Annotated in this window: 12 protein-coding genes and 1 pseudogene; 9 read left to right on the top strand and 4 right to left on the bottom strand. The window is 66.2% G+C overall.

Translation table 11 applies throughout. From position 1 onward, the window contains the following. The 9 genes and pseudogenes from aroE to AC1DYI_RS14195 all read left to right on the top strand — a co-directional run. Window positions 1–376, top strand: a pseudogene (gene aroE / locus AC1DYI_RS14235) (shikimate dehydrogenase); the annotation flags it as partial. Beyond that, on the top strand, window positions 373–1,164 hold the full coding sequence (locus AC1DYI_RS14230; RefSeq protein ID WP_477204775.1) for a transglycosylase domain-containing protein: 792 nt from the start codon (window positions 373–375) through the stop codon (window positions 1,162–1,164). The pseudogene aroE and the gene AC1DYI_RS14230, both read left to right, overlap by 4 nt. 17 nt (window positions 1,165–1,181) lie before the next feature. Then, complete coding sequence (locus AC1DYI_RS14225) at window positions 1,182–1,799, top strand: hypothetical protein (RefSeq protein ID WP_477204774.1); 618 nt, start codon at window positions 1,182–1,184, stop codon at window positions 1,797–1,799. Continuing rightward, window positions 1,796–2,356, top strand: coding sequence for a TlpA disulfide reductase family protein (locus AC1DYI_RS14220; protein WP_477204773.1), 561 nt, complete (start codon window positions 1,796–1,798; stop codon window positions 2,354–2,356). Before AC1DYI_RS14225 ends, AC1DYI_RS14220 begins: the two co-directional genes overlap by 4 nt. 383 nt (window positions 2,357–2,739) lie before the next feature. Further along, the gene (gene accB / locus AC1DYI_RS14215) at window positions 2,740–3,201 is read left to right on the top strand and encodes an acetyl-CoA carboxylase biotin carboxyl carrier protein (RefSeq protein WP_477204772.1); all 462 of its coding nucleotides are present in this window, start codon (window positions 2,740–2,742) and stop codon (window positions 3,199–3,201) included. Window positions 3,202–3,488: 287 nt separating this feature from the next. Then, entirely contained in the window at window positions 3,489–4,838 is a 1,350-nt protein-coding gene (accC, locus tag AC1DYI_RS14210) for an acetyl-CoA carboxylase biotin carboxylase subunit (RefSeq protein ID WP_477204771.1), read from the top strand. Between the two features lie 81 nt (window positions 4,839–4,919). After that, complete coding sequence (gene prmA / locus AC1DYI_RS14205) at window positions 4,920–5,759, top strand: 50S ribosomal protein L11 methyltransferase (protein ID WP_477204776.1); 840 nt, start codon at window positions 4,920–4,922, stop codon at window positions 5,757–5,759. Between the two features lie 75 nt (window positions 5,760–5,834). Continuing rightward, window positions 5,835–7,199, top strand: a complete 1,365-nt coding sequence (locus AC1DYI_RS14200; protein ID WP_477204770.1) for a zinc-ribbon and DUF3426 domain-containing protein — start codon at window positions 5,835–5,837, stop codon at window positions 7,197–7,199. 73 nt (window positions 7,200–7,272) lie between these two features. Further along, window positions 7,273–8,181, top strand: a complete 909-nt coding sequence (locus AC1DYI_RS14195; protein ID WP_477204769.1) for a carbohydrate kinase family protein — start codon at window positions 7,273–7,275, stop codon at window positions 8,179–8,181. A gap of 25 nt (window positions 8,182–8,206) precedes the next feature. On the opposite strand, the gene AC1DYI_RS14190 is transcribed toward AC1DYI_RS14195, so the two are convergent. The 4 genes from AC1DYI_RS14190 to AC1DYI_RS14175 all read right to left on the bottom strand — a co-directional run. Then, the gene (locus AC1DYI_RS14190) at window positions 8,207–8,578 is read right to left on the bottom strand and encodes a DUF167 domain-containing protein (RefSeq protein ID WP_477204768.1); all 372 of its coding nucleotides are present in this window, start codon (window positions 8,576–8,578) and stop codon (window positions 8,207–8,209) included. Window positions 8,579–8,671: 93 nt separating this feature from the next. After that, window positions 8,672–9,163: a histone H1-like DNA-binding protein gene (locus tag AC1DYI_RS14185; protein WP_477204767.1), complete on the bottom strand. Its 492-nt coding sequence runs from the start codon at window positions 9,161–9,163 to the stop codon at window positions 8,672–8,674. A 239-nt stretch (window positions 9,164–9,402) separates the two neighbouring features. Beyond that, complete coding sequence (locus AC1DYI_RS14180) at window positions 9,403–10,617, bottom strand: ribonucleotide-diphosphate reductase subunit beta (protein WP_477204766.1); 1,215 nt, start codon at window positions 10,615–10,617, stop codon at window positions 9,403–9,405. Between the two features lie 212 nt (window positions 10,618–10,829). Beyond that, a partial coding sequence (locus AC1DYI_RS14175; RefSeq protein ID WP_477204765.1) for a ribonucleoside-diphosphate reductase subunit alpha occupies window positions 10,830–13,301 on the bottom strand: 2,472 nt, incomplete at its 5' end.

Raw genomic sequence — 13,301 nt, 5'->3', positions numbered from 1 at the left:
GGCCTTATGCGATCGGCATCAGGCGCTGGCAGGCGCACACGACGCGAGGCTGCGCGCCAGCGGCCTGGCGGATGCCGGCAGCCGCTTCGACATGGTGCTCAACGCGAGCGCCAGCAGCCTGGCCGGCGACGCGGTGCCGGTGCCCGACAGCGTGTTGCGCGAGGGCTCCCTGGTCGTCGACCTGATGTACGGGCCCGCCGCGGCCGGCTTCTTGCGCTGGGCCGAGGCACACGGCGCCCGCTCACGCGACGGCCTGGGCATGCTGGTCGAGCAAGCGGCAGAAGCCTTCGCGCTGTGGCGCGGTGTGCGCCCCGCCACCGCCCCGGTGCTGGCGACGCTGCGCGAGCAGCTGGCGCACGAGGCCGCCAAGCCATGAGCGCTGCACTGCGGGCGCTGGGTCGGCTCTTCACGCTGATGGTGCTGTGCGGCATCGCGCTGCAGCTGTATTTCGTCGCCCGCATCGCGCTGATGCTGGTCATCGCGCCGGAGTCGAGCAGTTTCCAGCGCAGCGAGATCTGGCGCCTGGTGAACGAAAAACACGAAGTCCTGTGGAGCCAGCAATGGGTCGACGACGATCGCATCGCGCCCCACCTGAAGCGCGCGGTGATCGCCAGCGAAGACGCTGGCTTCCTTGACCACAGCGGGGTCGAGTGGGACGCGATCGAGGCGGCCTACGAGAAGAACCAGAAGGCCGAAGCGCGCGCCGAGCGCATCAACGAACAGCTGGAAAAGCGCGAGGCCAAGCGCGCCCAGTCAGGCAAACCGGTCGCCAAGCCGGCCCCGCGGGCCACGCCCAAGGTCATCGGCGGCTCGACGATCACCCAGCAGTTGGCGAAGAACTTGTTCCTCTCCGGCGAGCGCACCGCCGTGCGCAAGGGCCAGGAGATCGTGCTGGCCTATGTGTTGGAAGCGCTGCTGGACAAGCGCCGCATCCTGGAGATCTACCTGAACAGCGTCGAATGGGGTGAAGGCGTTTTTGGTGCGCAGGCCGCAGCGCGGCACTACTTCCATGTCGACGCGGCCCAGTTGGGCGCCTACCCCGCCGCACGGCTGGCGGTGATGCTGCCCGCGCCCAAGCGCTTCGAGAAGAACCCCGGCTCGCCGTATGTCAACGGCCGGGCTGGCACCATCGTGGCCCGCATGGGCGGCGTCGAGCTGCCCTGAGCCACTGTCATCTAGCCATGCCCTCGAGCGACGAACTCACTGCCGAACTCTGCGCCCGCGCCGCCCGCCTGGTGGTGGAAGAAGGGCTCGACTACGCCGCCGCCAAGCGCCGGGCGCTGCGCGACCTCGGCCCGCAAGCCGGCCGCGGCGCCGCGCTGCCGCCGAACGAGCAGTTGGAAGACGCAGTGCGCGAGCACATCGCCCTGTTTCATGCCGACACCCAGCCCGCGGAGCTGGCCGCACTGCGCCAACTGGCGCTGCGCTGGATGGACCGGCTGGCTGAGTTCCGGCCGTACCTGGGCGGGGCTGTCTGGCGGGGCACCGCGACCCGGCTGTCGGCGGTGCTGATCGACCTGTACTGCGACGACGTGAAAGCGGCCGAGATCGGTTTCCTGAACCTGGGCATCGTCTTCGACAGCCACAGCGATCCCGGCGACGAAGAAACGGTGTTGTCCGTCGAAGCCCGTTGCCCGGAGTTGGGAGAAATGGTGAGTGTTCACTTTATCGTTCACGACCACGACGACCTGCGGGGCGCACTGAAGCCCGACGCGCGTGGTCAGACCTGGCGCGGCGACGCTGCGGCACTGCGGCAACGCCTGGCCCAGTCAGGCAATGCCCCGGGAGACACCCAATGAGCCCGATCGCTCGCCGAAGCCTTTTCGTGCTGGCTGGCGCGGGGGCGCTGGCCGCTGGCCTGGGCTGGCGTGCTTGGCGGTCTGGCCCCACCGGCGGATCCGGCGGGTCCGGTGGGTCCGAATCCGCGGGCAGCAGCGACGCGCTGGAGGACTTCTGGGCACTGGAGCTGCCCACCCCCACCGGCGCCGGCATGGCGTTGCGGTCGCTGCGCGGGCGGCCGCTGGTGGTCAACTTCTGGGCGACCTGGTGCCCCCCCTGCGTGAAAGAGATGCCGGAGCTGGACCGTTTCGTGCGTGAGTTCGGCGGCCAGGGCTGGCAGGTCCTGGGCGTGGCGATCGACCAGGCGGGGCCGGTGCAGAGCTTTTTGAAACAGACGCCAGTGAGCTTCCCGATCGTGCTGGCCGGCAATGAGGGCTTGAGCTGGGTCCGCCGGCTGGGCAACCCGGCTGGTGGCCTGCCTTTCAGTGTTCAATTCGGTGCGGACGGCTTGGCCGTGCGCCGCAAACTGGGGTCGACCACGTTCGATGAATTGGCCGGCTGGACCCGAACGAGCTGAAAATCGCGCGTTCCGGGCGGGCACGACGGTAACAAAGAGTTGCCACCCACCCCGTGGCCTGTCAATAGGTTGATGCCACTTTATTTTGAGCCTAGCTGCTTCTAAGTGAGGTCAAAAGGCGTAAAGTTCGCGTCTTCTAAAAACGGCCAGCGGCTTTTGGGAGCCGCACAGCAAGCCAGGAATGCCTGTTCTTGACCTTCGCGTGCCGAATCAACCTGCGTTGGGCGCCCTGACCTTCTGGGGCGGAATCTATGGTGGTTCGCCGATGATCAGCGCTGAACGGCGCGGGATCGCCGCCTGCCACTCCGAGCCGGGTCCAGGCACCCGATTCGGCCCGCCTCCACCCCACGCCCGCGACGAAACCTCTGCTGGAGACTGATCCCATGGACCTTCGCAAGCTCAAGACCCTGATCGACCTGGTCTCGGACTCGAACATCGCCGAACTCGAAATCACCGAGGCCGACGGCAAGGTTCGCATCGTCAAGTCCGGCGGCGCCGTGATGGCCGGGCAGGCGCCGATGATGATGGCACCGCAGCCGATGCAAGCAATGGCCCCGGTGGCCACGGCGGTGGCGGCGCCGGTCGCCGAAGCCGCGCCGGCCGTGCCGACCGGCCACGTCGTCAAGTCGCCGATGGTCGGCACCTTCTATGTGTCGTCGACCCCTGGCGGCAAGCCGCTGGCTGAGGTGGGCACTGTCGTCAAGGAAGGTGATGCAGTCTGCATCATCGAAGCCATGAAGATCATGAACGAGATCGAAACCGACAAGGCCGGCACGATCACGCAGGTGCTGGTCCAGAACGGCCAGGCGGTCGAGTTCGGCCAGCCACTGTTCGTGATCGAGTAAGCAGTCGCTGCTCATGTTCAAGAAGATTCTCATCGCCAACCGAGGCGTTCGCGCCCCGCGCGGGGGAGCGCTCATGTGCGCCCACGCACGTGAGCGATCACCAGATTGCGCTGCGGGCGCAGCCCGCCAGGGCGATTGAGCCGAGGCACCATGTTCAAGAAAATTCTCATCGCCAACCGAGGCGTTCGCGCGCAGCGCGGGGGAGCCCTCATGTGCGCCCGCGCACGTGAGGAATCACCAAATTGCCAGGTGGGCGCAGCCCGCCAGGGCGGTTGAGCCGAGGCACCATGTTCAAGAAAATTCTCATCGCCAACCGAGGCGAAATCGCCCTGCGGATCCAGCGCGCGTGCCGCGAGATGGGCATCAAGGCCGTCGTGGTCTATTCAGAAGCCGACCGTGACGCCAAGTACGTCCGCCTGGCCGAAGAAGCGGTGTGTATCGGCCCGGCACCGTCCGGCCAGAGCTACCTCAACATGCCGGCGATCATCTCGACCGCCGAGGTGACCGACGCCGAAGCCATCCACCCCGGCTACGGCTTCTTGTCCGAGAACGCCGACTTCGCCGAGCGCGTCGAGCAAAGCGGCTTCACCTTCATCGGCCCGACGCCCGACTCGATCCGCACGATGGGCGACAAGGTCGCGGCCAAGCAGGCGATGATCAAGTCTGGCGTGCCGTGCGTGCCCGGCTCGGAAGGGGCGCTGCCCGAAGACCCGAAGGAGATCACCAAGATCGCCCGCGCGGTGGGCTACCCAGTGATCATCAAGGCTGCCGGCGGCGGTGGCGGGCGCGGCATGCGCGTGGTGCACACCGAAGCGGCGCTGATCCACGCGGTGCAAACCACCCGCGCCGAAGCCGGTGCGGCGTTCAACAACTCGGCCGTCTACATGGAGAAGTTCCTCGAGAACCCGCGCCATGTGGAGATCCAGATCCTGGCCGACGAGCACAAGAACGCCGTCTGGCTGGGCGAGCGTGACTGCTCGATGCAGCGCCGCCACCAGAAGATCATCGAAGAAGCGCCGGCGCCGGGCATTCCGCGCCGCGTAATCGAAAAGGTTGGCGAGCGTTGCGCCGCCGCCTGCAAGAAGATTGGCTACCGCGGTGCGGGCACCTTCGAGTTCCTGTACGAGAACGGCGAGTTCTACTTCATCGAGATGAACACCCGCGTGCAGGTCGAGCACCCGGTGACCGAACTCGTGACTGGCATCGACATCGTGCAGATGCAGATCCGCGTCGCGGCCGGCGAGAAGCTGCCGTTCACGCAGCGCCAGATCGAGATGCGCGGCCACGCGATCGAGTGCCGCATCAAYGCSGAAGACCCGTACAAGTTCTTCCCGTCGCCGGGCCGCATCACGATGTGGCACGCGCCGGGCGGCCCGGGCGTGCGCGTTGATTCGCATGCCTACACCAACTACTTCGTGCCGCCGAACTACGACTCGATGATCGGCAAGATCATCTGCCACGGCGACACCCGCGAGCAGGCACTGGCGCGCATGCGCACCGCCCTGCTGGAAACGGTGGTCGAGGGCATCCAGACCAACATCCCGCTGCACCGCGAGCTGATGGTCGATGCCAACTTCATCGCCGGCGGCACCAGCATTCACTACCTGGAAGGCTGGCTGGCCGAGCACAGGCGCTGATAAGAGGCAGTTGACGTGGCCACGTATGAATTGAGCCTGAGCGCGCCACAAGCGCTGGTGGAGCCGGTGTCCGACGCGCTGATGGACGAGCTGGGCTCATTGTCCGTGTCGGTCGAAGACGCCGATGCCGACACCGATGCCGAGCGCGCGCTGTTTGGCGAGCCTGGCATGCCAGCGCCGCAGCCCGGCTGGGAACGCTCGACGCTGAAGGCGCTGTTCGACAGCGAAGCCGCGGCCACCGATGCGATGACGTTGCTGCTGGCACAAGACTGGGCCCAGGGCTTGGCCGTGCAAAGCCTGCAGCAGGTGCAAGAGCAGGACTGGGTGCGGCTGACGCAGTCGCAGTTCGCGCCGGTCGAGATCACGCCCAGCTTCTGGATCGTGCCGAGCTGGCATGAGCCGCCGGCCGCGGCCGAGCGCGTGATCCGCCTCGACCCGGGCCTGGCTTTCGGCACCGGCACCCACCCGACCACCCGCATGTGCCTGCGCTGGATCGCGCAGCACGGTGCTGAAACGGCCAACGCCCGCGTGCTGGACTACGGCTGCGGCTCGGGCATCCTGGCGATCGGTGCCGCGTTGCATGGCGCAGGGGCGGTGGACGCGCTGGACATCGATCCTGCCGCGGTGGAGTCGACCAACTACAACGCCAAGGCCAACAGCGTCACGCTGCAAGCCGGCCTGGCCGACCTGGCGCAGGGCCAGTACGACATCGTGCTGGCCAACATCCTGGCCACACCGTTGAAGCTGCTGGCGCCGCTGCTGTGCAGCCACCTGAAGCCCGGCGGCCACCTGGTGCTGGCCGGCATCCTCGAGCGGCAGGCGGAAGAACTGATCCGGGCCTATGCGCCCTGGTGCGACATCCAAGTGCTGGACCAAGAGGATGGCTGGATCCTGATGGGCGGGCCCGGCCGCTCGTCTTGACGTGGGCCGCCGTCGACCGCGCGAACCCCACGTTCGCGGGCTGAAGCACGCCAGCCCCATGGCATCATTCCCCGCATGAGCCTGGCCACACGTTGCCCCGCCTGCAGCACGGTATTTCGCGTGCTGCAGGACCAGCTGCGCGTGTCCGAAGGCTGGGTCCGCTGCGGCCAGTGCCAGGAGGTCTTCAACGCGCTGGAGAYGCTGTTCGACTTGGGCGGGCCGGTCGAAGCCGGCAGCGAGACGGCCCCGCCGCCAGCCACCTTCGCGCCGCCGCCCCCGGAACAACCACAGTACAGACCTTACGCGCCGCMACCGCCTCCACCGGCGCCACCTCCTGTGGCCCCACCGCCTGCATTCGTCGCCGAAGAACAACCGGACTTCGCCCCGACGGCGCCGGCGACGGTGCCGCCCGAAGACCCGTTCAACGACGTCGAAACGTTCACGGTGCTGGACGACGGCGACAGCCTCGGCGGCATCGTCGCCACCGGGCCGGTACCGGAAGACGATTGGCATTCGTTGTTGCCGCCCCTGTCGGCAGCCGACGACGAGCCCGACCTTCGGTTCGATTCGACACCGGCGGCGCCGACGCCTGCACAGCGAGCCGCCTCCTTTGCTGCCCCGGCAGCGCCGGCGCCTGTTCGCGAAGCATCGGCGCCCGCCCCCGCGCCAGCGATAGAAGCGAACGACTTCTTCAGCGACGAGGTCGACACCGTCACGGCTGCCGCGTTCGATGCAGTGGTCGAAGAAGAAGACGCCGAAGCCCCCACGCCTTCGCGCTTCATCGGCCCGATGCCCGACCGGGCACGCACCACCACGCACAAGCGCCGCAGCGGCAAGAAAAGCAAGTCCAAGCTGCCGTATGGCGCCGACGGCGACGGGCCGCACGCGCAGGCTCACCAGAGTGGCAAGGCGCACCGCAAGCGCCGCAAGCCCGAGTTCGTTCGCCAGGCCGAGCGTGCGGCGCTGTGGCGCCGACCGATGGTGCGTGTGGTGCTGGGCACCGCGGCGCTGGCGCTGTCGGGGCTGCTGGCCGCGCAGGTCGGCTACCACTACCGCGAGCCGCTGGCCGCACAGGTGCCGGCGCTGGCCCCCACCTTGCACGCCGGCTGCGACTGGCTGCACTGCAAGATCGGCGCGCCGCGCGCGATCGAACGCATCCGGCTCGACGCCAGCGACCTGACCCGCACCGACCAGGAGCAGGTGCTGCGCTTCACCGCCGACCTGCACAACACCGCCGAATACCCCGTGCGTGCGCCGGCGCTGGACGTGAGCTTCACCGACGCGCTGGGTCGCGTCGTCTCGCGCAAGGTGCTGCTGCCCAACGACCTGGGCGCGCGCAGCGAGTCGATCGCGCCCGACGCCCAATGGCGCATCGATGCCCGGCTCGCTGTCGGCGAATTCCAGGTCGCCGGCTACACGGTCGAAGTCTTCTACCYCTGAATGTCCACTGACCGGGCCGACACCTCGGCCCCGGTCGCCTCGCCTTGTTTCATCACTTCACCGGTACATCACCATGGCCTGTCTCGTCAGCGGCTCGCTCGCCTTCGACACCATCACCAACTTCCCCGGGCGCTTTGCCGAGCAGATCATGCCCGAACAGGTGCACATCCTGAACGTGTCGTTCCTGGTGCCCACGCTGCGACGCGAGTTCGGCGGTTGCGCCGGCAACATCGCCTACACGCTGGCCGCACTTGGCGGTGACGCGGTGGTGGTGGCCGCGGTCGGCAACGACGGCGAGGCCTACCTCGACCGCATGCGGCAACTGGGCATCGACACCCAGCAAGTGCTGCAAGTGCAGGACACCTACACGGCGCAGGCGATGATCATCACCGACGCCGACAACAACCAGATCACCGCGTTCCATCCCGGTGCGATGCAGCAGGCCCATCTGATCGGCCTGCCCGAGCGCGACGACATCCGCATTGCGATCATCGGCCCCGATGGCCGCGACGCGATGCTGCGCCGAGCCAGTGACCTGGCCGCGGCCAAGATCCCGTTCGTGTTCGACCCGGGCCAGGGCCTGCCGATGTTCGACGGCGACGCGCTGAAGGCCTTCATCGCACAAGCCACCTGGGTGGCGGTCAACGACTACGAAGGCCGCATGCTGTGTGAGCGCACCGGCGAGTCGCTCGAAAGCCTGTCGCGCTCGCACCTGAAGGGCGTGATCGTCACGCTCGGCGCCGAGGGTTGCGACGTCTGGGTCCAGGGTCGATGCGAACACGTGCCGGGTGTCGTGGCGACCGAAGTGCTGGACCCGACCGGCTGCGGCGACGCCTTCCGCGGCGCACTGCTGTTCGGCCTGGAGCGCGGCTGGTCGCTGGTCGATTGCGTGAAGCTGGGCAACCGCCTGGGCGCACTGAAGATCGCGCAACGCGGCGGCCAGAACCACCAGGTTGATCGCGACGCCCTCGGCGTCGCCTGAAGCCCCAACGCGGCGCGGCGCTCGATCAGCCCGCGTCGCTGAGCCTCGATGTCAGCCAGGCGTGCACTGCCGCCAGTGGCGCATCGATCTCGACCTGCTTGTGGCGCGCCACCGCGCCGCGCCGCAAGCGCACCGCGCGCTTGGCCAAGCCGAGCTCCTTTGCCAACCAGGCCGTGAGCGCCACGTTGGCTTGTCCGTCGATCGGCGGCGCCGCAAGCTTCACCCRCAAGGCACCTTCGAGCAGACCGACGATCTCGGTCTGCCGCGCATTGGGCTGAACCGCCAAGGTCAGCACGCACAACCCGGCAGCGGCTTCGCGAAGGCAGGGCAGCTTGCCTCCTTCGGCCTTGTCGGCGATCGCAGGTGCATCACGTCGGGTGGTGGGCTGCTTTGACAAGCGGTGCTCAGACGGCGAATGCCAAAAAAGAAAAAGCCCGGCCGAAGCCGGGCTTGTTCAAAACCGGGGCACCACCAGGGCACCCCTTTTCACTCAGGGCTTGTTGCCCGTCGGGAACGGCCACGCGGCCGCAGGGCTCAGCGCCGTTTTTGCTGCAGGGGCCGCAGGGGCAGCAGGGGCAGTCGGGGCAGCGGGCTTCTTGGCCGCCGCCTTCTTTGCCGCCGGCTTCTTGGCAGCCGGCTTCTTCGCCGCAGCAGCCTTTTTCGCCGGTGCCGCCTTCTTCGCAGCAGCCTTCTTCGCGGCCGGCTTCGCAGCAGCCTTCTTCGCGACCGGCTTCTTCGCTGCGGCCTTCTTCGCCGGAGCAGCCTTCTTCGCAGCAGCCTTCTTCGCGACCGGCTTCGGTGCAGCCTTCTTCGCGACCGGCTTCTTCACCGCGGCCTTCTTCGCCGGGGCAGCCTTCTTGGCCGGAGCGGCCTTCTTGGCCGGGGCCTTCTTTGCCGCGGCCTTCTTCGCCGGGGCGGCCTTCTTCGCCGGAGCCTTCTTCGCCGGGGCCTTCTTAGCCGCAGCCTTCTTCGCAGTTGCCATTTTCAATCTCCTTGATCAAGTTGCAAAAAACACCGGGCTGCTCGAGATACAGCACGGCGATTCACCGCTGTGGGCCACTCCTGTCACGGTCTAAAGGCCGTTTCAGGCTGCCCCCCATTCGGTGAATGGGGTGTCGGCACGTCGCCTCGCTTCATGGTGGCGAGGCTGGCGGGCCGAGGATCTTGATCTTTCACACTGCTGAGACGAAAGCACCGGCGCTTCGATGGCGCCGTGAACTGTCAGTCCCAGCTCAATGCGCCACCGGATTGGTACTCGATGACGCGGGTCTCAAAAAAGTTGCGTTCCTTCTTCAGGTCGATCATTTCGCTCATCCACGGGAACGGGTTTTCCTCGTTCGGGAAGAGCGCCTCGAGGCCGATCTGCGTTGCACGCCGGTTGGCGATGTAGCGCAGGTAGCCCTTGAACATCGATGCGTTCAGACCCAGCACGCCGCGCGGCATGGTGTCTTCGGCGTAGCGGTACTCGAGCTCGACGGCCTTCTGGAACAGGCCCTTGATCTCAGCCTTGAACTCAGCCGTCCACAGGTGCGGATTCTCGAGCTTGATCTGGTTGATCAGGTCGATGCCGAAGTTGCAGTGCATCGACTCGTCGCGCAGGATGTACTGGTACTGCTCGGCCGCACCGGTCATCTTGTTCTGACGACCCAGCGCGAGGATCTGCGTGAAGCCGACGTAGAAGAAGAGGCCTTCCATCAGGCAGGCGAAAACGATCAGGCTCTTCAGCAGCGTCTGGTCGGTTTCGGGCGTGCCGGTCTTGAAGTGCGGGTCCATGATCGCGTCGATGAACGGGATCAGGAACTCGTCCTTGTCGCGGATCGACTGGACCTCGTGGTACGCGTTGAAGATCTCCGACTCATCGAGCCCGAGCGATTCAACGATGTACTGGTAGGCGTGCGTGTGGATCGCTTCTTCGAAGGCTTGGCGCAGCAGGAACTGGCGAGCTTCGGGCGCGGTCACGTGGCGGTACGTGCCCAGCACGATGTTGTTGGCGGCCAGCGAATCGGCAGTGACGAAGAAGCCGAGGTTGCGCTTGATGATGCGGCGCTCGTCTTCGGTCAAACCGTTCGGATCCTTCCACGTCGCGATGTCGCGCGACATGTTGACCTCTTGCGGCATCCAGTGGTTCGCGCAAGTGGCGAGGTACTTTTCCCAAGCCCACTTGTACTTGAACGGCACCAGCTGATTCACATCGGTCTGGCCGTTGATGATGCGCTTGTCGGCGACGTTGACACGACGGTCATGACGCACGGTGTCGGATGCAGCAGCTGTCACCGAAGGCGCCGTCGACGACAACGAAGTCGTCGCGGTCACTGAAGCAACTYGAAGAGGTGACGGGGTCACGGGCTGCAGGCCGCGAGGCTCGAAAGCGGGCTCGGGCGTGAAGCGATTTGCAGGTGTCTGCGGGGCGCGGAGGTCGTCTTCCCAGACCAGCATGTGCATGTTTCCTATGGGTCGCGATTATCGGAGTGTTGTGTTCAAACACCAAGCACTTCTTGACATTGAAGCCTCGTCGTTGTTGCAGCTGTGCATCGCATGCAGCACATCAACAAGCTCGCTCGCATCACACACACGCGCCATCACGATGGTGATGTCGCGTGTGTGATCGATGTGATGCGAAGCCTTCACGTCGAGGCTTCAGCGTKAGCTCACTGACAGGCTTCGCAGGTCGGGTCGTCGACGCCGCAGAACTTGATGTCGGTGGCTGGTTGCGCAGCGAGCATCGCCTGCGCTTGTGCCGCGACTGCATCGAGTGTCGACATGCCTGCGCTTGCCGCGCTGCTCATGCCACCACTGCTCGGCACGGAGTTCATCTGACCCGCAGCGACCGTCGATTTCTCGGCGTGCGTCGCACCCATCGTGCGCAGGTAGTAGGTGGTCTTCAGACCACGCAGCCACGCGAGCTTGTAGGTGTCGTCGAGCTTCTTGCCCGAGGCGCCAGCCATGTAGATGTTGAGCGACTGGGCCTGGTCGATCCACTTCTGGCGACGCGCGGCCGCTTCGACCAGCCATTGCGTCTCGACCTCGAACGCGGTCGCGTACAGCGCCTTCAGTTCCTCAGGCACGCGGTCGATGCGGCGCAGCGAACCGTCGTAGTGCTTGAGGTCCATCACCATCACGCTGTCCCACAGGCCGAGCTTCTTCAGGTCGCGCACCAGGTACTCGTTGACGATGGTGAACTCGCCGGACAAGTTGGACTTGACCGACAGGTTGCCGAAGCAAGGCTCGATCGACGCGTCGACACCGATGATGTTGGAGATCGTCGCGGTCGGCGCGATCGCCACGCAGTTGCTATTGCGCATGCCGTGCGTGCTGATGCGCTGGCGCAGCGCGTCCCAGTCCATGCTGGTGCTGCGGTCGACCTCGACATAACCGCCGCGCTGTTCAGCCAGCAGGTTCAGCGAATCGATCGGCAGGATGCCGCGGTCCCACAGCGAGCCGCGGTAGGTCGAGTAGCGGCCACGCTCGGCGGCCAGCTCGGTCGAGGCCCAGTAGGCGTAGTAGCACACCGCTTCCATCGAGCGGTCGGCGAACTCGACCGCGGCTTCGCTGGCGTAAGGCGTGCGCAGTTGATAGAGCGCGTCCTGGAAGCCCATCACGCCCAGGCCGACCGGGCGGTGGCGCAGGTTCGAGTCGCGCGCCTTCTTGACCGCGTAGTAATTGATGTCGATGACGTTGTCGAGCATGCGCATCGCCGTGGCCACCGTGGCCTTCAGCTTGGCGTGGTCGACCTGGCCATCCTTCAGATGCTGGGCCAGGTTGACCGAGCCGAGGTTGCAGACGGCGATCTCGTCGGGGCCGGTGTTCAGCGTGATCTCGGTGCACAGGTTGCTCGAGTGCACGACGCCCACATGCTGCTGCGGCGAGCGCACGTTGCAGGCGTCCTTGAACGTGATCCAGGGATGGCCGGTCTCGAACAGCATCGAGAGCATCTTGCGCCACAGGTCCTTGGCGGCCATGCGCTTGAACAGCTTGATCTCGCCGCGGTCGACCTTGGCTTCATAGGCCACGTAGGCCTTCTCGAATTCGGTGCCGATCTTGTCGTGCAGGTCTGGGCAGGTCGACGGCGAGAACAGCGTCCAGTCGGCACCTTCCATCACGCGGCGCATGAACAGGTCCGGAATCCAATTCGCGGTGTTCATGTCGTGCGTGCGGCGGCGGTCGTCGCCGGTGTTCTTGCGCAGCTCGAGGAACTCTTCGATGTCCAGGTGCCAGGTTTCCAGGTAGGCGCAGACGGCGCCCTTGCGCTTGCCGCCCTGGTTCACTGCGACAGCCGTGTCGTTGACCACCTTCAGGAACGGCACCACGCCTTGCGACTTGCCGTTGGTGCCCTTGATGTATGAGCCCAGCGCACGGACGTTGGTCCAGTCGTTGCCCAGGCCGCCGGCAAACTTCGACAGCAGCGCGTTCTCTTTCAGCGCTTCATAGATGCCGTCCAGGTCGTCGGCCACCGTCGTCAGGTAGCAAGACGACAGCTGCGAGCGACGGGTGCCGGCGTTGAACAGCGTTGGCGTCGACGACATGAAGTCGAAGGTCGACAGCACGTTGTAGAACTCGATCGCGCGCGTCTCGCGGTCGATCTCGTTCAGTGCCAGGCCCATCGCGACGCGCATGAAGAAAGCCTGCGGCATCTCGATGCGGGTTTCTTCGATGTGCAGGAAGTAGCGGTCGTACAGCGTCTGCAGGCCGAGGTAGTCGAACTGCAGGTCGCGGTCGGCGTTCAACGCGGCGCCCAGGCGGGCCAGGTCGAACTGCATCAGCTTCTCGTCCAGCAGCTCGGCCTCGACGCCCTTCTTGATGAACTTCGGGAAGTACTCGGCGTACTTCGCGACCATCTCGCCTTGCATCACCTCGCCGCCGATGATCTCGCGGCGGATCGTGTGCAGCAGCAGGCGAGCGGTGGCGCGGGTGTAGGCCGGGTCTTGCTCGATCAGCGTGCGGGCGGCCAGGATGGCGGCCTTGTAGACCTCGTCGATCGGCACGCCGTCGTACAGGTTGCGGCGCGTCTCGGCCAGGATCGGATCGGGGCGCACGTCTTCGCCCAGGCCGGCGCAGGCCGACTCGACCAACGCCTGCAGTCGCGCTTCGTCCAACGGCACGCGCTGGCCACCGTCGATCAC

This window comes from Ideonella sp. P3_A4 (assembly GCF_056403075.1).
This window is presented reverse-complemented; position numbering and strand designations above follow the sequence as displayed.